General features: G+C 68.8%; 20 protein-coding genes. 12 read left to right on the top strand and 8 right to left on the bottom strand.

Going from position 1 to position 19,871, the window contains the following annotated elements; all coding sequences use genetic code 11:
* Window positions 1–34: 34 nt before the first annotated feature.
* The 4 genes from ACWPN7_RS07650 to ACWPN7_RS07635 form a co-directional block, all read right to left on the bottom strand.
* A complete protein-coding gene (locus ACWPN7_RS07650) occupies window positions 35–325 on the bottom strand; it encodes a hypothetical protein (RefSeq protein WP_040135076.1) in 291 nt (96 codons plus the stop codon).
* Window positions 326–448: 123 nt separating this feature from the next.
* Window positions 449–838 carry a DUF2023 family protein gene (locus tag ACWPN7_RS07645; protein ID WP_451998900.1) on the bottom strand — a complete coding sequence of 130 codons (390 nt, stop codon included), beginning with the start codon at window positions 836–838 and terminating at the stop codon, window positions 449–451.
* Window positions 839–873: 35 nt separating this feature from the next.
* Window positions 874–1,356 carry a flavodoxin FldA gene (gene fldA / locus ACWPN7_RS07640; RefSeq protein ID WP_103041405.1) on the bottom strand — a complete coding sequence of 161 codons (483 nt, stop codon included), beginning with the start codon at window positions 1,354–1,356 and terminating at the stop codon, window positions 874–876.
* A gap of 183 nt (window positions 1,357–1,539) precedes the next feature.
* On the bottom strand, window positions 1,540–2,745 hold the full coding sequence (locus ACWPN7_RS07635; protein WP_040135069.1) for an MFS transporter: 1,206 nt from the start codon (window positions 2,743–2,745) through the stop codon (window positions 1,540–1,542).
* A gap of 140 nt (window positions 2,746–2,885) precedes the next feature.
* Between ACWPN7_RS07635 and ACWPN7_RS07630 the strand changes: the two genes are divergently transcribed.
* Window positions 2,886–3,671 (top strand): AraC family transcriptional regulator, encoded by a 786-nt coding sequence (locus ACWPN7_RS07630; RefSeq protein WP_200776657.1) that lies wholly within the window; start codon window positions 2,886–2,888, stop codon window positions 3,669–3,671.
* Here ACWPN7_RS07630 and ACWPN7_RS07625 read toward each other — a convergent pair.
* Window positions 3,660–4,079 (bottom strand): hypothetical protein, encoded by a 420-nt coding sequence (locus ACWPN7_RS07625; protein WP_200776656.1) that lies wholly within the window; start codon window positions 4,077–4,079, stop codon window positions 3,660–3,662. The two genes, ACWPN7_RS07630 and ACWPN7_RS07625, sit on opposite strands and share 12 nt — an antisense overlap.
* 106 nt (window positions 4,080–4,185) lie before the next feature.
* On the opposite strand from ACWPN7_RS07625, the gene ACWPN7_RS07620 reads away from it, so the two are divergent.
* Window positions 4,186–4,509, top strand: a complete 324-nt coding sequence (locus ACWPN7_RS07620; RefSeq protein WP_247875032.1) for a helix-turn-helix domain-containing protein — start codon at window positions 4,186–4,188, stop codon at window positions 4,507–4,509.
* Window positions 4,510–4,804: 295 nt separating this feature from the next.
* Here the strand turns inward: ACWPN7_RS07620 and acnB are convergent, their stop codons facing one another.
* Entirely contained in the window at window positions 4,805–7,390 is a 2,586-nt protein-coding gene (acnB, locus tag ACWPN7_RS07615) for a bifunctional aconitate hydratase 2/2-methylisocitrate dehydratase (RefSeq protein ID WP_103041409.1), read from the bottom strand.
* 472 nt (window positions 7,391–7,862) lie between these two features.
* On the opposite strand from acnB, the gene ACWPN7_RS07610 reads away from it, so the two are divergent.
* The 5 genes from ACWPN7_RS07610 (at window position 7,863) to ACWPN7_RS07590 (ending at window position 12,466) form a co-directional block, all read left to right on the top strand.
* Window positions 7,863–9,512: a DUF2491 family protein gene (locus tag ACWPN7_RS07610; protein ID WP_349620542.1), complete on the top strand. Its 1,650-nt coding sequence runs from the start codon at window positions 7,863–7,865 to the stop codon at window positions 9,510–9,512.
* 52 nt (window positions 9,513–9,564) lie between these two features.
* The gene (locus tag ACWPN7_RS07605; RefSeq protein ID WP_201044316.1) at window positions 9,565–9,990 is read left to right on the top strand and encodes a DUF350 domain-containing protein; all 426 of its coding nucleotides are present in this window, start codon (window positions 9,565–9,567) and stop codon (window positions 9,988–9,990) included.
* 45 nt (window positions 9,991–10,035) lie between these two features.
* The gene (locus ACWPN7_RS07600; protein WP_014197641.1) at window positions 10,036–10,806 is read left to right on the top strand and encodes a hypothetical protein; all 771 of its coding nucleotides are present in this window, start codon (window positions 10,036–10,038) and stop codon (window positions 10,804–10,806) included.
* Window positions 10,807–10,914: 108 nt separating this feature from the next.
* Window positions 10,915–11,082: a hypothetical protein gene (locus ACWPN7_RS07595; RefSeq protein ID WP_175428751.1), complete on the top strand. Its 168-nt coding sequence runs from the start codon at window positions 10,915–10,917 to the stop codon at window positions 11,080–11,082.
* 124 nt (window positions 11,083–11,206) lie between these two features.
* Window positions 11,207–12,466, top strand: a complete 1,260-nt coding sequence (locus ACWPN7_RS07590) for a M16 family metallopeptidase (RefSeq protein ID WP_103041411.1) — start codon at window positions 11,207–11,209, stop codon at window positions 12,464–12,466.
* A 120-nt stretch (window positions 12,467–12,586) separates the two neighbouring features.
* On the opposite strand, the gene ACWPN7_RS07585 is transcribed toward ACWPN7_RS07590, so the two are convergent.
* Window positions 12,587–13,600, bottom strand: a complete 1,014-nt coding sequence (locus tag ACWPN7_RS07585; RefSeq protein ID WP_459197145.1) for a DUF2125 domain-containing protein — start codon at window positions 13,598–13,600, stop codon at window positions 12,587–12,589.
* Window positions 13,601–13,708: 108 nt separating this feature from the next.
* Between ACWPN7_RS07585 and ACWPN7_RS07580 the strand changes: the two genes are divergently transcribed.
* The 5 genes from ACWPN7_RS07580 to ACWPN7_RS07560 all read left to right on the top strand — a co-directional run bounded on the left by ACWPN7_RS07580 (window position 13,709) and on the right by ACWPN7_RS07560 (window position 19,599).
* On the top strand, window positions 13,709–14,347 hold the full coding sequence (locus tag ACWPN7_RS07580) for a gamma-glutamylcyclotransferase (protein WP_456522318.1): 639 nt from the start codon (window positions 13,709–13,711) through the stop codon (window positions 14,345–14,347).
* 55 nt (window positions 14,348–14,402) lie between these two features.
* Window positions 14,403–16,349 carry a M1 family metallopeptidase gene (locus ACWPN7_RS07575; protein ID WP_492273227.1) on the top strand — a complete coding sequence of 649 codons (1,947 nt, stop codon included), beginning with the start codon at window positions 14,403–14,405 and terminating at the stop codon, window positions 16,347–16,349.
* A gap of 96 nt (window positions 16,350–16,445) precedes the next feature.
* Window positions 16,446–17,087, top strand: a complete 642-nt coding sequence (locus tag ACWPN7_RS07570) for an SH3 domain-containing protein (protein ID WP_492273226.1) — start codon at window positions 16,446–16,448, stop codon at window positions 17,085–17,087.
* Window positions 17,088–17,226: 139 nt separating this feature from the next.
* Window positions 17,227–18,366, top strand: a complete 1,140-nt coding sequence (gene hypD, locus ACWPN7_RS07565; protein ID WP_040135047.1) for a hydrogenase formation protein HypD — start codon at window positions 17,227–17,229, stop codon at window positions 18,364–18,366.
* Window positions 18,367–18,510: 144 nt separating this feature from the next.
* Complete coding sequence (locus ACWPN7_RS07560) at window positions 18,511–19,599, top strand: TRAP transporter substrate-binding protein (protein WP_040135044.1); 1,089 nt, start codon at window positions 18,511–18,513, stop codon at window positions 19,597–19,599.
* A 43-nt stretch (window positions 19,600–19,642) separates the two neighbouring features.
* Here the strand turns inward: ACWPN7_RS07560 and ACWPN7_RS07555 are convergent, their stop codons facing one another.
* Window positions 19,643–19,855, bottom strand: coding sequence for a hypothetical protein (locus tag ACWPN7_RS07555; RefSeq protein WP_040135042.1), 213 nt, complete (start codon window positions 19,853–19,855; stop codon window positions 19,643–19,645).
* Between the last annotated feature and the right edge of the window lie 16 nt (window positions 19,856–19,871).

The following is a 19,871-nucleotide window of genomic DNA, read 5'->3' as shown; positions in this document are numbered from 1 at the left end:
GGTGGGGGCACCAGCGACGGCGCCCCGTCACATCTCAGCCCGCGACCTTCTCCCACCCCATCTTCTGGTACCGGTATTCCAGGATCGTCGGCGCCGCGCAGGCGTAGCCGACCCAGACGCCCAGCGTCATCAGGGCGCCGACCGGCCACAGCGGGATGGAGATGAGGATCAGGGCCGCGTGAATTGCGGCGTGCAGCCACTCGGCCTTTTTTGCGAAGTAGACGGGTCCGAGCAGAAAGGCCCAGAGAATCTCGCGGTTGGTCACCGCCTCCCGCTGGCCGTTCGTGGGATTCTCGAACATCATCCCGGACGGAGCCGCCGCCATCCCTGCCTCCCCTTGATTGTTTTCCATTCTATTTGGGGAAGCAGTCTGGACGACGGCGGCCCGGCCTGTCGAGGCCGAAACGGCCTTTTTCCGGATGGTGGAGACGGTGTCCTGACGGATGGATCAGGACACCGCCCCGTCCCGCCCGGCCCCGTCCCGCCCGGCCCCCTCCCTTCCGGCCCCCTCTCTTCCGGCATGGGCCATGGCCAGGAAGCGCCGGCACTGCTGCTCGCGGTCGTAGCCGAGCAGGGTGCCGAGGATGAAGTCCTCCTCCGGCGTCAACTGGTTCAGCGGCTTGCGCACGACGCTGCGCACCATCGCGACGCAGGCCGGGTTGCCGAAGAAGACGTTGACCTTGGCCTCGGTCACCGTCTGGACGTGGTAGTCGACGAACCGCTCCGCCAGCTTGCGGGTCACCGTGTCGGCGTCCCGCGTGCTGAGCGTCATCATGACCATGGGCCGGACACCCTTGCTGTACTCGTACAGATGGTGACCGAGCAGATGGACAGGCATGGCCAACCCATCATGGGCCAACCCATCATGGGGCATCACGCCAGTTGGCTGATCCATGCGGTGATCCGTTTGTCGGTTTGGGAGGACTGGTTGTCCTGGTCGAGCGCCAGCCCGACGAACCGCCCGTCGCGTTCCGCGGTGGAGCCCGAATGCTCGTAGCCGGTGGTGTCGGTGAAGCCGACGACGACCCCGCCCTGCGCCACCACCTGATCGTAGAGCGTGCCCATGGCGTCCACGAAGGACTCCGGGTAGGTCACCTGATCGCCGGTGCCGAACAGGGCGACCTTCTTGCCGTTCAGGTTGGCGGCCTTCAGCGTGCCGAAATTGGCCTCCCAATCGCATTGCAGATCGCCGACGCCATAGGTCGGCGCGCCGAGGATCAGCAGGTCGCAATTCTCGAAATCCGCGGCGGAGGCGCGGGCGATGTCGACGGTCTTTCCCTGAATCTTCTTCGCGATGCGCGAGGCGACCGACTTGGTCGCGCCGCCGTCGGAGCCATAGATGATCGTGACGTTCATGGTCTCTCTCTGGGCAATCCTGTGGGCCAATCGGATCAGGGCCGGCAAGCAAAGGCGAGAACGTCCGGCCTGCGCCAAATGATAATAAGAATGATTCGCATTTGCAACATGACCATGACGGATTTGTGGGAATTCCACGAAGGGGAGGCCGCGCCGCCAGGGACGGCGCGGCCTTCAGGGGGGTCAGGAGTCCTTGTGCGGGGAAACGTTGGGCAGCAGCGCGGCGAACAGGCCGAGCAGGGGAACGACCGAGCAGGCCTGGAACACGAAGCCGATGCCCTTCCAATCCGCCAGGACGCCGAGCCCGGCGGCGGCCATGCCTCCGATGCCGAAGGCCAGACCGAAGAACAGCCCGGAAACCATGCCGACGCGGCCGGGCATCAGTTCCTGCGCGTAGACGATGATGGCGGGGAAGGCCGAGGCCAGGGCCAGCCCGATCACCGCGCTGAGCGCGACCGTCGCCGTCAGCCCGACATGGGGCAGCAGAAGCGTGAAGGGCAGGATGCCGAGGATCGAGATCCAGATGACCGTCTTGCGCCCGATCCGGTCGCCGACCGGCCCGCCGATGATCGTCCCCGCCGCCACCGCCGCCAGGAAGACGAACAGGCAGAGCTGCGCCGAGTCCGGCGCCATGGCGAAGCGCTCCATCAGGAAGAAGGTGTAGTAGCTGGTGAGGCAGGCCAGGTAGACGTATTTGGACAGGATCAGCACCATCAGCACGGCCAGCGCCCGGTTCACCTGCCCGCGGGTCAGGCCGGGGTGACGGACCGCGGCGCCGCGGCGAGCCGGGCGGGCGTGGTCGCTGCGCGCGTACCATCGTCCGATGCCGGTCAGCAGCGCCATGCCACCCAGGGCGGCGAGCGCGAACCAGGACAGGCTCTCCTGCCCGCGCGGCAGGATGATGTAGGCGGCCAGCAGCGGCCCCAGCGCCGAGCCGGCGTTGCCGCCCACCTGGAACAGCGACTGCGCCAGCCCATGCGCGCCGCCGGAGGCCAGCCGGGCGATCCGCGACGCCTCGGGATGGAAGACCGAGGAGCCGAAGCCCAGCAGGGTCGCCCCGATCAGCAGCGCCGCGTAGTTCGGCGCGAAGGCCAACGTGACCAGCCCGACCAGCGACGCCCCCATGCCGATGGTCAGGGAGTAGGGCGCCGGCCGCCGGTCGGTGGCGAGCCCGATGATCGGCTGAAGCAGCGAGGCGGTGATTTGGTAGGTCAGGGTGAGCAGGCCGATCTGCGCGAAGCTGAGGTCGAATCCGCCCTTCAGGATCGGGTAGATCGCGGGCAGCAGGGACTGGATCAGGTCGTTCAGCAGATGGCAGACGCTGATCGTCCCCAGGACGGGCAGCGCCGTCCCCCCGGCCTTGGGCCGGGACAGGGTGGTGTCGGTCACGGAAGGAAGCCTTTTTTGGCGCTTGGCCGGGTTTGGCGCTTGGCCGGCGGGCGGCGCGTTGCTTGGTGTGGAGCAACAGCCTATGGTGAGCCGCGACGGCCTGCCACCGCGGGCAGGCCGATTTCTTACGAGACTGGGCCATGGTCCGGAACCTGCGCATCGAGACGGTCGAGGAGTCGCCCCGCCCGCTGATCACCCTGGGACAGGATCACGCGGACGGCACCGTGCTGGCCGCCCACACGCACCGGCGCGGCCAGTTGCTGTCCGGGGCGACGGGGACGCTGCTGCTGTCCACCGCCCAGGGGCGCTGGGTGATGCCGCCCCATTGCGGGCTGTGGATTCCGCCGGGCGTCCCGCACGAGGTCCGGATGATCGGGATGGTGATGACGCAGAGCCTCTATCTGGCCCCCGCGTTGGCCGACACCATGCCGGGCCGCTGCGAGGTGGTGGCGCTGTCGCCCTTCTTCCGCAGTCTGATCGGGCGGGCGATCGACGTGCCGGTGGACTACGACCCGGACAGCCACGACGGCGCGGTGATGGCCCTGCTTCTGCACGAGATGCGCCGGTTGCCGGTGGAGCCGCTGTCGCTGCCCTTTCCCGCCCACGCCGCCCTGGCGGAGCGCTGCCGGCGGTTCCTCCAGGAGCCGACGATCCAGGCGACGATCGAGGCGTGGAGCGACGGTCTGGGCATGAGCCGCCGCAACTTCACGCGGCTGTTCCGGCGGGAGACCGGGCTAAGCTTCGTCGAATGGCGCCAGCAAGCGTGCTTGGTGTCCGCCCTGCCGCGGCTGGTCGCCGGGGTTCCGGTGACGACGGTCGCGCTGGATCTCGGCTATGACAACCCGGCGGCCTTCACGACAATGTTCAAACGGACACTGGGGGCGTCACCGCGCGCTTATCTTGTGCGGACGGCGTCAACCGGGTGACGGCGCCGAGGTCAAGCGCCGGATGCGCTCCCGCACCGTCTCGGAGCATCCGCCGGTGGCGTGCAAACCGGAGAGGCGCTGAGCCGGAGCGTTGGCCCCATGGGCGGTCAGGATGGCTTCCGTCCGCCGCCGCTCGCGGATGGCACCGTCGAATCGCTGGGCCAACTCGTCCCATAGAAGCGCATCGACACCCTGGCGGATCGCGGATTGTAGGAACGGCGTGCGCAGATCGATGAAGCCCCAACCGCAAATTTCGTGGGTAACCTGCTCGTTGGCGGCCACATCGGCGGCTTGCAGCCAGCGCTGATGGGCGACATATCCGGATATGTGGTCGTCGGCGTAGGCGGGGGTGGTTGCGAACTGCGCGACGAGGAACGGTGCGAGCAGGGCTGATCGGGACACGCTCATAGCGACCTCCCAACGGATCGTCAGAATTCATTTAAACGATACGTATGAAAATTTTCGTCCAAACGTAAGTCGCCCAAGCCCTTTCGTCCAGAACAAATTGGCAGCGATGATTGAGGTTGGACGAGCATTGCGGGCACGCGCCGAAGAACTCGGGCTTTCGGACACGGAAGTCGCCCGGCGTTCCGGGCTGGATGTGGGCCGCTACGGCAATTACGTGCGTGGAGCGCGCGAGCCCGATTTCCAGACGTTCTTGCGGATTTGTCGGGTGCTTCTGACCACGCCGAATGCGATCCTGGGCGTGGAAGAACCGCCGAAAATGGAACAGGATGAAGTGCTGGCTGCTTTTGCTGCACTTGATGCCGATGGGCGAACATTGGCGCTCAAACTCATTCGAGCCATGGTCGAGCATCAGGTGTTGCGTGAAAGTTGAATAGAATCCTGCCAGCCCGACATCGGTGAAGGGGCCGGCTCATCGGCTGGTCAGTTGCGAGAAGTGGCATCGCAAGGAAGATCAGCCATAGAGGCGCAAAGACACAGAGAATCAATGGATGGCGCATCGCCTCCAAATCCTCTGTGTCTCAGCGTCTCTGTGGTTGACCCACGGCAATGAAGAAGAAAAGCCCCGCCGGAGCGATCCCGGCGGGGCTTTTCATTAGCGCAGAAGTCCTCGTGCTTGGCCCCCCTCCCGGCCTCCCCCCGCTGGGCGGGGGGAGGGGAAGAGTGGATCAGGCGGCGACCGTGTCGGCCACGTCCTGGAACTCCTTGATCTGGTCGAAGTTCATGTAGCGGTAGATGTCGCCGGCCTTCTGGTTGATGACGCTCACCTGCTCCAGATACTCGGCCGGGGTCGGCAGCTTGCCCAGCAGGGCGGCGACGGCCGACAGCTCGGCGGAGCCGAGATAGACGCGCGTGTCGATGCCCAGGCGGTTCGGGAAGTTGCGGGTCGAGGTCGAGATGGCCGTCGAACCCTTGCGGATCTGCGCCTGGTTGCCCATGCACAGCGAACAGCCGGGCATTTCCATGCGGGCGCCCGACTTGCCGAGAACGCCGTAATAGCCTTCCTCGGTCAGGATCTGGGCGTCCATCTTGGTCGGCGGGGCGATCCACAGGCGGGTCGGGATGTCGGTCTTCCCGTCCAGGATCTTTCCGGCGGCGCGGAAGTGGCCGATGTTGGTCATGCAGGAGCCGATGAAGACCTCGTCGATCTTGTCGCCGGCAACCTCCGACAGCAGCTTCACGTCGTCCGGGTCGTTCGGGCAGGCGACGATCGGCTCCTTGATGTCGGCCAGATCGATCTCGATCACCGCGGCGTACTCGGCGTCGGCGTCCGGCTCAAGCAGCGACGGGTTGGCGATCCAGTCCTCCATCGCCTTGATGCGGCGGCCGAGCGTCCGGGCGTCCTCGTACCCGTTGGCGATCATCCACTTCATCAGGGTGATGTTGGAGCGCATGTACTCGATGATCGGCTCCTTGTTGAGCCGGACGGTGCAGGCGGCGGCGGAACGCTCGGCCGAGGCGTCGGACAGTTCGAACGCCTGCTCCACCTTCAGCTCGGGCAGACCCTCGATCTCCAGGATGCGGCCGGAGAAGATGTTCTTCTTGCCCTTCTTCTCCACCGTCAGCAGGCCCTGGCGGATGGCGTAGAGTGGGATCGCGTTGACGAGGTCACGCAGCGTGACGCCCGGCTGCAGCGCGCCCTTGAAGCGGACCAGCACCGATTCCGGCATGTCCAGCGGCATGACGCCGGTGGCGGCGGCGAAGGCGACGAGGCCCGAGCCGGCGGGGAAGCTGATGCCGATGGGGAAGCGGGTGTGGCTGTCGCCGCCGGTGCCGACGGTGTCGGGCATCAGCAGGCGGTTCAGCCAGGAGTGGATCACGCCGTCGCCCGGACGCAGGGCGACGCCGCCGCGGGTCGAGATGAAGGTCGGCAGCTCGCGGTGGGTCTTGACGTCCACCAGCTTCGGATAGGCCGCGGTGTGGCAGAAGGACTGCATGACCAGATCGGCGGAGAAGCCGAGGCAGGCCAGATCCTTCAGCTCGTCGCGGGTCATCGGGCCGGTGGTGTCCTGCGAGCCGACCGTGGTCATCTTCGGCTCGCAATAGGTGCCCGGACGCACGCCCTGGCCTTCCGGCAGGCCGACCGCGCGGCCGACCATCTTCTGGGCGAGCGTGAAGCCCTTGCCGCTGTCGACCGGGGAGGACGGCAGGCGGAACAGGGTCGACGGGGCGAGGCCCAGCGCCTCACGGGCACGGGCGGTCAGGCCGCGGCCGATGATCAGCGGGATGCGGCCGCCGGCGCGGACCTCGTCGAAGATCACATCGGACTTGACGGAGAACTCGGCGATCACCGCGCCGTTCTTGAGCGCCTTGCCCTCGTAGGGGCGCAGCTCGACCGTGTCGCCCGTCTCCATCTGCGAGACGTCGAGTTCGATCGGCAGGGCGCCGGCGTCTTCCATCGTGTTGTAGAAGATCGGGGCGATCTTGGAGCCCAGGCAGACGCCGCCGAAGCGCTTGTTCGGGACGTAGGGGATGTCCTCGCCCGTCCACCACAGCACCGAGTTGGTGGCCGACTTGCGCGAGGAGCCGGTGCCGACCACGTCGCCGACATAGGCGACGAGGTTGCCCTTGGCCTTCAGATCCTCAAGCTGCTTGATCGGGCCGCGGACGCCGGCTTCCTCCGGCACGATGCCGGGGCGCGGGTTCTTCAGCATGGCCAGGGCGTGCAGCGGGATGTCCGGGCGCGACCAGGCGTCCGGGGCCGGGGACAAGTCGTCGGTGTTGGTCTCGCCCGACACCTTGAAGATGGTCAGCGTCAGGCTGGCCGGGACCTCGGGGCGCGAGGTGAACCACTCGGCGTCGGCCCAGGACTGCAGCACCGCCTTGGCGTTGACGTTGCCCTTGTCGGCCAGTTCCTTGACGTCGTGGAAGTAGTCGAACATCAGCAGCGTGGTCTTCAGACCCGCGGCGGCGGCCTCGCCGCACTCGGCGTCGCCCAGCAGGTCGATCAGCGGCTTGATGTTGAAACCGCCGAGCATCGTGCCCAGCAGCTCCGTCGCCTTGACCTTGGAGATCAGCGGCGAGGTCTCGTTGCCCTTGGCGAGCGAGGCCAGGAAGGCGGCCTTGACCTTGGCGGCGTCGTCGACGCCCGCCGGGACGCGGTGCGTGATGAGGTCGACCAGGACGGCTTCCTCGCCCTGTGGCGGGTTCAGGAGAAGGTCGACCAGCTCCTCGGTCTGCTTGGCCGAAAGCGGCAGGGCGGGAATTCCGAGCGCGGCACGCTCAGCGACATGCTGGCGGTAAGCTTCAAGCACGGTGCGGTCCTCTCATCCAAGGTTGCTCAACAGTCGTCCGATTCCCCGACCGGGGGGCGCGCTCGCGGACCCGGCTTTTTTGCCCTTGCGGCGTCTTGCCACGCCGCTGGTCCTACCATTCCGGAAGGAACTTCCGCGGAACGGAGATGTCTTACGTCGCCTCCTTGGGAGTCGTCAAGTCAACGCTCCGCCTGCGACACGTTTTCAGCCGCCGGCCATAGAAGTGGTATTACAACTTGCTCCCGCCGGCCCTGTGGAGGGGCGGCGATTTCCTGAATTTCTCATGGTCTTTGCAATGAACGCCCCGCCGGGGTTTCTGCACGGACCGCCGCATCACCATGGCTAACCCGTCGGCGAAGAGGTTGATGGCGAACAATTGGGCATGTAGGGTGTTCTGGCTGTGCATCCACGGCAGCGCGCAGGCCCCATGCCCCTTCGACACCGGATTATCGCCCGGTTCCTGAGCGTCCTTATGGCGCTGGCGCCGCTCCAGCCGCTGCCCGCCGCCGCCCCTGCGGCGGTGCCCGCCGGGCTGGCCGCGGCCACCGCCGCGCTGCTCTGGCCGCAGGAGGTCGAGGCGCGGGCCGGCGGAGGCCGAAGCTCCAGCGGGGGATACAGCCGTCCGGCCGTGCGCACCCCGTCCTTCTCCACCCGCTCCGCCCCGTCGCGCACGCCGTCGACCGGCAGCGGCGGCTACAGCCGTCCCCAGAGCGGGCCGTCCTATGGCTTGCCCGGCGGGTCGCCGTCCGGCGGCGGCGATCTGGGCGTGTCGCGGCGGTCGAGCGGCGAGGCGCTGGACCGCTACCGGGCGCAGCAGCAACAGCAACAGCGGGAACGCACCCCGCCGGTCGCCGCGCCGCCTCCCCGTTCCGGGTCCGGGTCCGCTTCCGGGTCCGGCTGGGGCGGAGGAGGATGGCAGGGCGGCGGCTGGGGATCGAGTTCCGGCGCGGGCTGGGGGCAGCGGCGCACCGGCGGCTATGGGCCGGGCGGCTGGTACGGCGGCTGGCGTCCGCCGGGCTGGGCCTACGGCAGCCGTCCCAGCTTCGGCCTGTGGGATGGGCTGTTCCTGTGGTTCCTGCTCGATAACCTGTCGCGCCCCGGCTACGCCGACTGGTTCCACAACCACCAGGGCGACCCCGGCTACGCCGAATGGCGCACGGAGGCGGAGCGGCGCGCGCAGGACGACCCCGACCTGCGCCGCCGCCTGGACGATCTCGACACCCGCCTGCGCGCGCAGGAGGACCGGCCGCGCGATCCCAACTACCTGCCCCCCGACATCCCGCGCGACGTCGCGCAGGCCACGCCGCAGACGCCGGCTTCCCCAGGAGAGTCCGATGGGGGCTCCGGAGGGGGCTTGGGCACCCTGCTTCTGTTGATTGTGCTCGTCGGGGGGATGGTGGTGGCCGTGACCGTCCTGCGCCGCCGCTCGTCGGGCTCCCGATCCGGAGGTTCCGCCATGACCCGTTCACCCTGGAGCACCGCCGCCGGCATCGTGAAGGCCAAGGCCACCGGCGAGTCCTACGAACCGTCGCTGTTCCGCGTCGGCATGACGCTGACGCCCGATCCCACGCCCTTCCTGCTGGGCGGCGGCGCGATCAAGGCCACGGCGCCGGAGGGCGCCGGCTCGATGGTCAGCGTGGCGGCCGTCGGCACGCTGACGGGCGGCGGCGTGACCCTGCACCGGCTTTATCTTCCCGGCGGGAGCGGCTTCTATCAGCTTCATCTGGGAACCGGGGGCGCACCGGATGAATGCCGCTGGTTCAGCGTCCTGGACGAGGTGCACCCCACCGACAACGACGAATGGGGCTTCTGGCTGGACCCTGCCGACGGGATGATCGGCTACCCGCAGTTCCAGACCAAGGACGGCAAGCTGTACGGGCGGCAATGGTCGCCCGGCGCGTCCCGCATCGCCCCCGTCACCTTCGACGAGACGCTGACCGACCACCGCGGCAGCCGCACCCGCCGTCTGACCGCCATGCTCTACGCGGCCCCCACCGGCGCCGCGGACCCGGCGCCGCGGACCGAGTATGTGCTGGTCACGGCGGTGGAGGACGGCGGCGAGGCGTGGGTGGAGGTCCGCGCCGGCATCGACGTCAACCCCGCCTCGCTCTCCCTTTCTTGAGGCCATCTCCCTCGTTTCCCGCCCGATCCCGCCAGCCCCTATGGAAGACACCATGGACACCAGCGTCGCGCAAATCCTGCAGGGCCTCGAATCCGGCCTGCCGCTGCTGCTTCTGCATTTCGGAGCGACCCTGGCCCTGTTCCTGATCGGGGTGGCCGTCTACGTCGCGATCACTCCCCTGCACGAGCGCGAGCTGCTGGCCAGCGGCAACCAAGCCGCCGGCGTGGTGCTGGGCGGCACGATGGTGGCGCTGGCGATCCCACTGGCGGCGACGCTGGCGACCAGCCTCGTCCTGGCGGACATCCTGATCTGGGGAGCCGTTGCGCTGGTGCTGCAATTGATTACCTTTCTGATCGCCATCTGGCTGTTCCGCGACCTGCGCACAATGATCGAATCCGGCAATGTCGCCGCGGGCACGGCGCTGGCCGGACTCCAGATCGCCGTCGCGCTGCTGAACGCCGGAGCCATGGCGGGCTGAAGACCCGCTCAAACAGGCCCGCCCAAACAGAGAGGAACCGCAACCATGATCTCGTTCATCCGCAACCTCGTCGGGGTGAAGACCGATCAGGCCGTCCAGTCGGCGGTGGAGGCCCTGGTGCGCTGGGATCCGAAGGCCGCGACGGAGGCCGAACTGCGCACGATGGAAGAGCATCTGGACAGCCTCGGCCTTCAGGTCGCGCAGGCCCGCGCCGCCTATGAGAAGGAGCAGAAGGAGGCCGACGCCATCCTCCAGTTGTCGCGCCAGCGCATGGCCGCCGCCGAGCATCTGCAGCGCCAGATGGAGTCGGAAGCCGACGCCGGCCGCAAGGCCCAGCTTGAAAAGAGCCTGGAAACGCTGGTGGGGATGCTGGAGCAGATGGCTCCGGACATCGATCGGGAGGAGCAGGACGCCGTGGACGCGCGCGAGTTCCTGACCATGCTGGAAACGACCTACGCCGAGGCCGGCGGTAAGCTGAAGGCCGCCCGCAGCGCGTTGCAGCGGGCCGAACGGGACATGGGCCGCGCCGCCCAGCAGCGCGACATGGCCGAGCAGCGGGCAGAGGCGGCCCGGCAGGCGGCGGGGCTGAGCGGCGCCACCTCCAGCCTCGGCACGGCGTTGAAGGCGATGCAGGACGCGGCGGCCCGCGATCTTGCCCAGGCGGAGGCATCCAGCGCCAAGGCCCGCCTGCTGAAGCCCTCCAAACCGGAAGAGGACGATCCCAACATCAAGGCGGCGCTCGATGCCGCCACCGGAGCGAAGCCGGCGCCGAGCAGCCTGTCCGACCGTCTGGCCTCCCTGAAAAGCCGGCATTGAGGAATGAATAGGATCATCCTATCGGTGAGATAGGATGATCCATATCGATCCTATCGAACTTCTCCGCCATGATGCGAGCAGTGAAAGTCTGCCCGGTGGAGGACAACCATGCGCAGGTCCATGGCGGAGCTGTTGAGCGAACTGGAACGGCACGGCGTACGGCTGCTGCCGGGCGGGCGTCTGCTGGTGCCAGGCGACGTTCCGGCGCCGCTGCTGATGCGCGCCCACCGCAACCGCCGCGCCCTCAGCGCCGCTTTGGCACCGCCGCGCGGTTGACGGCGCGCCTCACCCCGACCTTGACCCCAAACCGCGGAGCGTTGTTCCTGCGCGGACGGCGCCCCACGTCAATGCAACGCCCCCGATGTTCCGGGCGATCCCGTGCCCAACCAGGAGACCCTGTGTGACGATCCAACTGACCACCCTCGCCAACGGATTCCGCGTGCTGACGGACCACCTGCCGCATCTCGGCACGGTGACCAGCGGCGTCTGGGTCGGCGTCGGGGCGCGCAACGAACGGCCGGCGGTGAACGGCATCGCCCACTTCCTGGAGCACATGATCTTCAAGGGAACGGAAAGCCGCGACGCGCTGGGCATCGCGCTGGAGATCGAGAACCGCGGCGGTGAGTTCAACGCCTACACGGACTACGACGTCACCGCTTATTACACGCAGATGGCGGCCAAGCACGTCGACGTCTCCTGCGAGATCATCGGCGACATCGTCCTCAACTCCGTCTTCCCGGAAGAGGAGGTGGAGAAGGAGCGCGGCGTCGTCATCCAGGAGATCGGCCGCTACGCCGACGAGCCGGAGGACGTGGTCTACGAGGCGTTGCGCCGCACCGCCTTCGACGGGCAGGCGCTGGGCCGCCCGATCCTCGGCCCGAAAGAGAACGTCGCGGGCTTCGGGCGGGAGCATCTGTTCGACTATGTGTCCCATTACGACCCGCGCCGCATGGTCTATGTGGTGTCCGGCAACGTCGATCACGGCACCGTGGTGCGCCGGGCGGAGGCGCTGTTCGGCCATCTGACCGCCAAGGACGACCCCTTCCAGGAGACGGTCGTCAACAAGGGCGGGGCGGCGCTGCTGAAGCGCGACGCCGAGCAGGTGCATTTCATGGCGGCCTTCCCCGGCGTCGGCACCGAGGACTCGGCGAGCTATGCGTTGCGCCACCTCGCCAACATCCTGGGCGGCGGCATGACCTCGCGCCTGTTCCAGGAGATCCGGGAGAAGCGCGGGCTGGTCTACTCGGTCTACGCGGCACCCATCCAGTATGCGGACGGCGGCGCCCTCAGCTTCTACGCCGGCACCGGGCCGGAGGAGGTGGCGGAGCTGGTGCCGGTCTTCTTCGAGGAGCTGCGCAAGGCCCGCGACGGCGTGACCGCGGTGGAACTGGAGCGGTCGAAGGAGCAGATGCGCTTCTCGGTCGGCAAGTCGCTGGAATCGACGATGCGCCGTGCCGACCGCTTCGCCCGCACGCTGCTGCGCACCGGCGAGGTGCGGACCATCGAGCAGATCTTCGAGCGTATCGACGCCGTGACGCCGGAGGATGTGGCGGCGGCGGCCAACCGCGTCTTTGCCGGCCCGATGGCGGTGTCCGCGGTCGGCAAGCTGGACCATCTGCCGTCCTACGAGGACATGCAGGGGATGCTGAAGGCGGCGTGAGGGAGTTGCGTCGCGACGTCTTGCCCCCTCCCTAACCCTCCCCCGCTGGCGCAGGGGAGGGGACCAATCTCCCTCTCCTGCGAAAGCGGGGGAGGGCCGGGGTGGGGGCAGGGCGTCGCCCTACCAGACCACCGCCGGCAGCGCCGCGACCTTCAGCGGCCCCAGGAACAGCCCGCGGTTCTGTACGGTGACCGGGGCGGTCAGCACCGGCTCGCCGTTCGGCCCGGTGGGGCGGGCCAGCAGGCCCAGCATGGTGCGGGCCATCGCCAGCTCCTTGGGCCGGAACATCCCCTGAAGCGCGTCCAGCACCGCCTGATACCCACGCACTTCGGCGGTCAGCGCGGCCTGCGGCTGCAAGGCGGCGTCGAGCGCCAGCGTGCCGTTCATCGCCAGCTTCAGCGGTCCCCAATCCACATTCAGCCCGTCGAGCTGGAGCGTGCCGCCGTCGCGGCTCCAGGCCGACAGGCTGACCGGCTCCGGCTTCGGCGGTTGGCCGAGGATGCGCGCGGTCAGCAGGAGCCGCTGCACCTCGCGGCCCAGCGAGTCCGGCGCGCCGTCGGGCAGGGTGGCGCCGCGCGCTTCCAGCGTGACGGACAGGCCGGTGTCGGTGTGGCTGGCCGGCGGCTCGGGCGGCTGGGTGGCGGTCAGGTCCAGGGCGGCGATGGGGACGGGCAGGGCGTCGGGCTGCGCCACGAGGTTGGTGAAGGCCAGTCGCGCCTCGACCGGCTGGCCGGTCAGGGTGAGGCCGACATGCCCCTGGCCGCCGCCGTGGGCGACCAGCGTGAAGGGCGGCTGGTTCGCCTGCACCACCGTCGCCCTTTGCTCGCCGGGCAACGACAGGGCGATGCGCGTGTGGTTCCAGGGCGGTGCCTCGGCCACCAGCCGGGCGCCCCGCCATTCCACATCGCGGGTGGCGAGGTGCGGTGCCTCCAGCGCGGCACGGATGGAGAAGGGATAGCCGCCGACGCTCAGCCCACCATGGTTTACCACCGCGCCCGCCGCCCGCTGCTCGTCCATCCAGGCGAGCACGCCGCGCTCCACCGCCGCGGCGGCCTGCCACCACCACACCGAATAGGCGCCGGCCAGCAGGGCCAGGGCGAGAACGGCGAAGCCCAAGATCTTCCGAACGCGCATCTGTGGCATTTCCGTTTTGTGGCACCCACCTTATAGCGGGCGGCCAGGGGCCGTGCTAGCATTCACCGTGTCGCCACCAGTCGGCGCACGCTGCATTACTTAAGGGTCATGCTGCTCGATACGCAATCGCCTGTTGCCGAGCTTCCGGTCACCGCACCGACGCAGCGTCCGGCATCATCCGCCTCTTCCTGGTCCGCCGACATCGTCGTGACGCCCGGCGCCGACCTCTGGGTGTTCGCCTACGGCTCGCTGATGTGGAACCCGGAATTCCCCTTTCTGGAGCGCCATCCGGCGGTGCTGGGCGGCTATCACCGCCGTTTCTGCGTGTCCTCCCACCGCTACCGCGGCACGCCCGAGCGGCCCGGTCTGGTGCTCGGGCTGGACCGCGGCGGCTCCTGCCGGGGCATCGTCTTCCGCGTGGCGGCCGAGCGGGTGCCGGAGACGCTGGATTATCTGTGGGACCGGGAGATGCTGAACCGCGTCTACCGGCCCAAGCTGCTGCCGGTGCGCCCACGCGACGGCGGGACGCCGGTCACCGCCTGCACCTTTGTTGTGGACCGCCGGCACCGGCAATATTGCGGCTGCATGGACGAGACCGCGATGGCCGAGCGCATCGCCTGCTGCCAGGGCGAGCGCGGCCCGAACCTGGACTATCTCGCCAACACGGTCGCCCATCTGGAGGCCATCGGCATCCACGACCGCGGGCTGTGCAGCCTGCTGACCGCGGTGCGCGCCCGGATGGGGTGATGCGGGTGGGGGCAAGCGCTGGCGCAGCGCAGCCCAAGCCTTATATTGCTGGGCCATGCGCACCCTCCTCATCGCCCTTTGTGGCATTCTCGCCGCTGCGCCCGGCTGGGCCGCCGGCCTGCATCATGACCTGACCGTCACGCTCGACCCCGCCGCGCGGCGGCTGGAGGTTGAGGACCGGCTGCGTTTGCCCGCCGGGACGCACCGGCTGATGCTGGCGCCGGGGTTGACGGTGGGGGAAGCGCTGCTCGACGGCAAATCGGTCGCGGTGACCGGCAACGCCCTGCCGGTCACCGTGCCGGAGGGCGGCGGGGAGCTTCGCCTGCGCTACGCCGGGACCCTGCCGCCCCTGACGCCGGAGTCGCGGGGCGGTGGCGGTGGGGCGGAGGGCGCCTATCTGCCCGCCGGCACCGGCTGGATTCCGACCCCCGAAAACGCGGAGTCTCCACCGTCCTGGCGCCTGTCGGTCCGGGTGCCGGCGCCCTTCGTCGCGGTGGCGACCGGACGTCTGGTGGAGGAGACGCGCGACGGTGCGGGCTACGCCGCGACCTTCGCCGAGGACCGCAGCGTCGAGGAACCGTCGCTCTTCGCCGGGGCGTGGCAGGTGACGGAGCGGATGCACAATGGTTTGCGCCTGCGCACCTACTTCCATCCGGAGCAGGCCCCGCTGGCCGAGGAATATCTGGACCTCAGCGCCCGGACCATCGACGAGCAGGCGGCGCGGATCGGCGCCTATCCCTTCGCCGGTTTCGCCATCCTGTCGGCGCCACTGCCGGTCGGTTTGGGCTTCCCCGGCCTGACCTACATTGGGCGGCAAGTGATGCCGCTGCCCTTCATCCGCGCCCAATCGCTGCCCCACGAGATCCTGCACAACTGGTGGGGCAACGGCGTGCGCGTCGGCGGGGACGGCAACTGGCCCGGCAACTGGTCGGAGGGGCTGACCACCTTCATGGCCGACTACGCGGCGGCGGAGGCGCGCGGCGAGGATGTGGCGCAAGCGATGCGGCTGGACTGGCTGCGCGATTACGCCGCCCTGCCGGCGGAGCGCGATTCGGCTCTGACCGATTTCCGCGCCAAGGTCCATGACGCCGCCCAGATCGTCGGCTACGGCAAGGCGGCGATGCTGTTCCACATGCTGCGCGCCGAGATCGGGGCGGACGCCTTCGACGCGGGCATCCGCCGCTTCTGGGAGGACAAACGCTTTCAGGACGCGGGGTGGGACGATCTGCGCCGGGCCTTCGCGGCGTCGTCGGGGCGGGACCTCGGACCCTTCTTCGAACAATGGCTGACCCGCGTCGGGGCGCCGACGCTGGAACTGGTGCAAGCGAGAGCCGATGGCGACGGGGTGGCACTGACCCTGCGCCAGGGCGACCAAGCCTATGGCCTGACCGTGCCGGTGGAGGTGCGAACCGCGGCGGGGACGGAGCGCCATACCATCCGCCTCGACGGGCGCGAAAAGACGGTGACGATCCCGACCGCGGCGCCGCCGCGGGCGCTCGCGGTCGATCCCGGCTTCGGCCTGTTCCGCCGTCTGGCGCCGGGGGAGGCGCCGCCGACCCTGCGCGACGTGACGCTGGACCACGCGGCCACCACCGTCATCGCCACCGCTGACGGCCCGGCCGCCGAGGCCGCCCGTGCGCTGGCCGAGCGTCTGGCCGATGGCAAACCGCGGATTGCCGCGGCTGAACGTTCCGATCCCGCCGCCCCGCTCGCCGTGATCGGGACGGCGGGGGAGGTCGACCGGCTGCTGGCCCGGCTCGGCCTGCCGCCGGCTCCGGACAGCCTCAAGGGTCGCGGCACGGCGCGGGTGTGGACCGCAAGAACCCCGCAGGGCCGTCCACTGCTGGCGGTGGCGGCGGACGACGCGGCGGCGCTCCAGGCGCTGCTGCGCCCGTTGCCCCATTACGGGCGGCAGAGCTGGCTGGTCTTCGAGGGCGCCCGCGCCGTGGACCGTGGCGTCTGGCCCGCTGGCGACAGCCCCCTGCGTGTGTCTTTCGAGTAGTTTCGCCCGCCCATCCTCTGTCCATGGAGCATACCCCGCCTTTGCCTGTTGTAGGGGAAACGGCGCGCGATGCGCGCGTTCTGCGGGAGAATGCACATGTCTCGGATGACGAAGACTTTCCTCGGAACCCTGGCCGGGCTCGGCGTGGCGGCGGCGCTGGCGCTGCCCGCGGCGGCGGCCCCCGGCGACATCCACACGGTGACCGGCGAGAAGGTCAACCTGCGCGCGGCCCCGTCGGACAACGCCTCGGTCCGCTCCATGGTCACCCGCGGCGACGAGGTGATCGAGCTGAAGCAGGAGGGAAGCTGGATCGGCGTGCGTTCGATGCGCACCGGCGAGGAGGGCTGGGTCTTCGGCGACCTCGTGAAGCGGCAGACGCCGAGCACGCTGGGCGGCGCGTCCTCCGCGGCGTCGGACGCCGGGTTCGGGCGCATCTCCTCGGGCTTCGACGGGCTGCTGGCCGGCATCAACAACCAGCTCGGCTACCGCTTCGCGGAGCGGGTGGAGCAGTCGGGCAACGGCGCGCTGCGCGTCATCCCGACCCAGGAATGGCTCTACAACACCAGCCGCGAGGCCAAGATCTATGCGGCGCTGGCGCTCTACGAGATGTGGAAGAACCACAACAACGGGCGTCCGGTGAGCGTGGCGCTGGGCTCCCCCGGCTCCTCCGCCATCGCCATCGAGGATTCGGGGCGCGGGCCGGAGCTGTCGCTGCCCGTGATGGGCGCTTCGAAGTAAGGGTATCGATATGAGGGTGTGGCGCGGCGGGGGCGTTGTGACGACGTCCCCCCGCGCGCCCCATTCTTGATCCGCATCAACGCCAGCCCTTCCCGCCGCTGTCCAAATGCCGTCACGGCAGGCGGAAGGGGCGGGTGCGATGAAATACGTCGATGAATTCCGGGACGCGGCGCTGGCCCGCGGCATCGCCGCCGCCATCGCGCGGGAAGCGGCGACCGGGCGGCCCTATCACCTGATGGAATTCTGCGGCGGCCACACCCACGCGGTGTCCCGCTACGGCATCCCCGACCTGCTGCCGGACAATGTGCGGATGATCCATGGGCCGGGCTGCCCGGTCTGCGTCCTGCCGGTGGGGCGGATCGACGACGCCATCGCCATCGCGCGCCAGCCCGGCGTGATCCTGTGCACCTACGGCGACGTGCTGCGCGTGCCGGGCTCGGGGCGGGTCAGCCTGCTGAAGGCGAAGGCCGGGGGGGCGGACGTGCGGATGGTGCTGTCCACCATGGACGCGCTGCGCATCGCCGAGGAAAACCCGGACCGCGAGGTCGTCTTCTTCGCCATCGGCTTCGAGACGACCACCCCGCCGACCGCGGTGGCCGTCCACGCCGCCCGGGCCAAGGGTCTGAGGAATTTCAGCGTCTTCTGCAACCACGTCCTGACCCCCGCGGCCATCCGGGGCATCATGGACAGCCCGGAGGTTCGGGACCTCGGCACGCTGGCGCTCGACGGCGTCGTCGGGCCGGCGCATGTCTCCGTGGTCATCGGCAGTCGCCCCTACGAGTTCGTGGCGGAAACCTACGGCAAGCCGGTGGTGATCGCCGGGTTCGAACCGCTGGATGTGCTCCAGGCCATCCTGATGCTGATCCGTCAGGTGAACGAGGGGCGGGCGGTGGTGGAGAACCAGTTCACCCGCGCGGTGACCCCGGAGGGCAACTGGAAGGCCCAGCGGCTCGTCGCCGACACCTTCGACGTGCGATCCGGCTTCGAATGGCGGGGCCTCGGCTCGCTTCCCGACAGCGGCCTGCGGTTGAAGGAGGAATTCGCCGCCTTCGACGCGGAGCGGCGCTTCGCCGTGCCGGGCCGCGCGGTGCCCGATCACAAGGGCTGCGAGTGCGGCGACATCCTGCGCGGGGTGAAGAAGCCCAGCGATTGCAAGCTGTTCGGCACCGTCTGCACGCCGGAGAACCCGATGGGCTCCTGCATGGTGTCGGCGGAAGGGGGCTGCGCCGCCCATTACACGTATGGGCGCTTTCGCGACCACCGGTTGGCGGTGTCGTAATCAACAGTTTCAACCACGGACCATTTGTCACGACATATTTCGTCGGGGAAGCCATTCGCCCATTGCACGGCTAACCTTTTGCGGGGCCTCGAAAGACGCTGATAGGTTCGTTCCTGAACAAAAGAACAGGAGGGGACTTCCCGTATGAAACGCCGTTCATTCCTTGCCAGCGCCGGTGTCGGCGTCGCGGCCAGCACCCTTGCCGCTCCGGCCATCGCCCAGAGCACGCCGGAAGTGCATTGGCGCCTCGCCTCCAGCTTCCCGAAGAGCCTGGACACCATCTACGGCGCGGCCGACGTGATTTCGCGCCGCGTCGCCGCCATCACCGACAACAAGTTCACGATCCGGCCCTTCGCCGCCGGTGAGATCGTCCCCGGCCTCCAGGTTCTCGACGCCGTGCAGAACGGTACGGTCGAGTGCGGCCACACCGCCAGCTACTACTATGTCGGCAAGGACCCGACCTTCACCTTCGACGCGACGGTGCCGTTCGGCCTGAACGCCCGCCAGCAGAACGCCTGGATTCTCCAGGGCGGCGGCATGGAGCTGCTGCGCGAGTTCTTCAAGGGCTACAACGTCGTCAATTTCCCGGCGGGCAACACCGGCACCCAGATGGGCGGCTGGTTCCGCAAGGAGATCAAGACGGTCCAGGACCTGAGCGGCCTGAAGTTCCGCATCGGCGGCTTCGCCGGTCAGGTGCTGACCAAGCTGGGCGTCGTGCCGCAGCAGATCGCCGGAGGCGACATCTACCCGTCGCTGGAAAAGGGCACCATCGACGCCGCCGAGTGGATCGGCCCCTACGACGACGAGAAGCTCGGCTTCAACAAGGTCGCCAAGTATTACTACTATCCCGGCTGGTGGGAAGGCGGCCTGAACGTGTCGCTTCTGGTCAACCAGCAGAAGTGGGAAGAGCTGCCGAAGCCCTATCAGGCGGCCCTGGAAGCGGCCTGCTTCGAGGCGCTGGCGATCATGAACGCCAAGTACGACGCCGACAACCCCGCCGCGCTGAAGCGTCTGGTGGCCGGCGGCGCCCAGCTCCGTCCCTTCCCGCGCGAGGTGATGGAAGCCTGCTACAAGGCGGCCTATGAGCTGTACGACGAGACGGCCAAGAACAACCCGAAGTTCGCCAAGATCTACGAGCCGTGGAAGAAGTTCCGCGACGAGGAATTCCTGTGGTTCCGCGTCGCCGAGAACAGCTTCGACAACTTCACCTTCACCGCCGGGCAGCGTCGGTAAAGGAGGATCGGTGCGGCGCTGCGGCGCCGCACCGCTTCGGCCGCTACTGGGCGGCCAGCTTCTGGGACAGGCGCTGCAGATCCTGCGACGCGCGGTCGGCGATGCGCTGGGCGGCGACCAGCGTGTCCGTCAGAGTGCCGACGTCCGGCGCGATTTCGCCCGCGGCGTCGGACATCTCGTCCAGGGCCTTCACCGCGGTGTCGATCAGGCGGATGACCAGCCCCGCGGGGCCGTCGGCGTTGTCGTACCCAGCCATTCCAAAATCTCCATGG

This window comes from Azospirillum sp. UENF 312511 (assembly GCF_058780635.1).
Note: the sequence above shows the minus strand (reverse complement) of the source record. Positions and strands in the feature narration are given on the sequence as shown.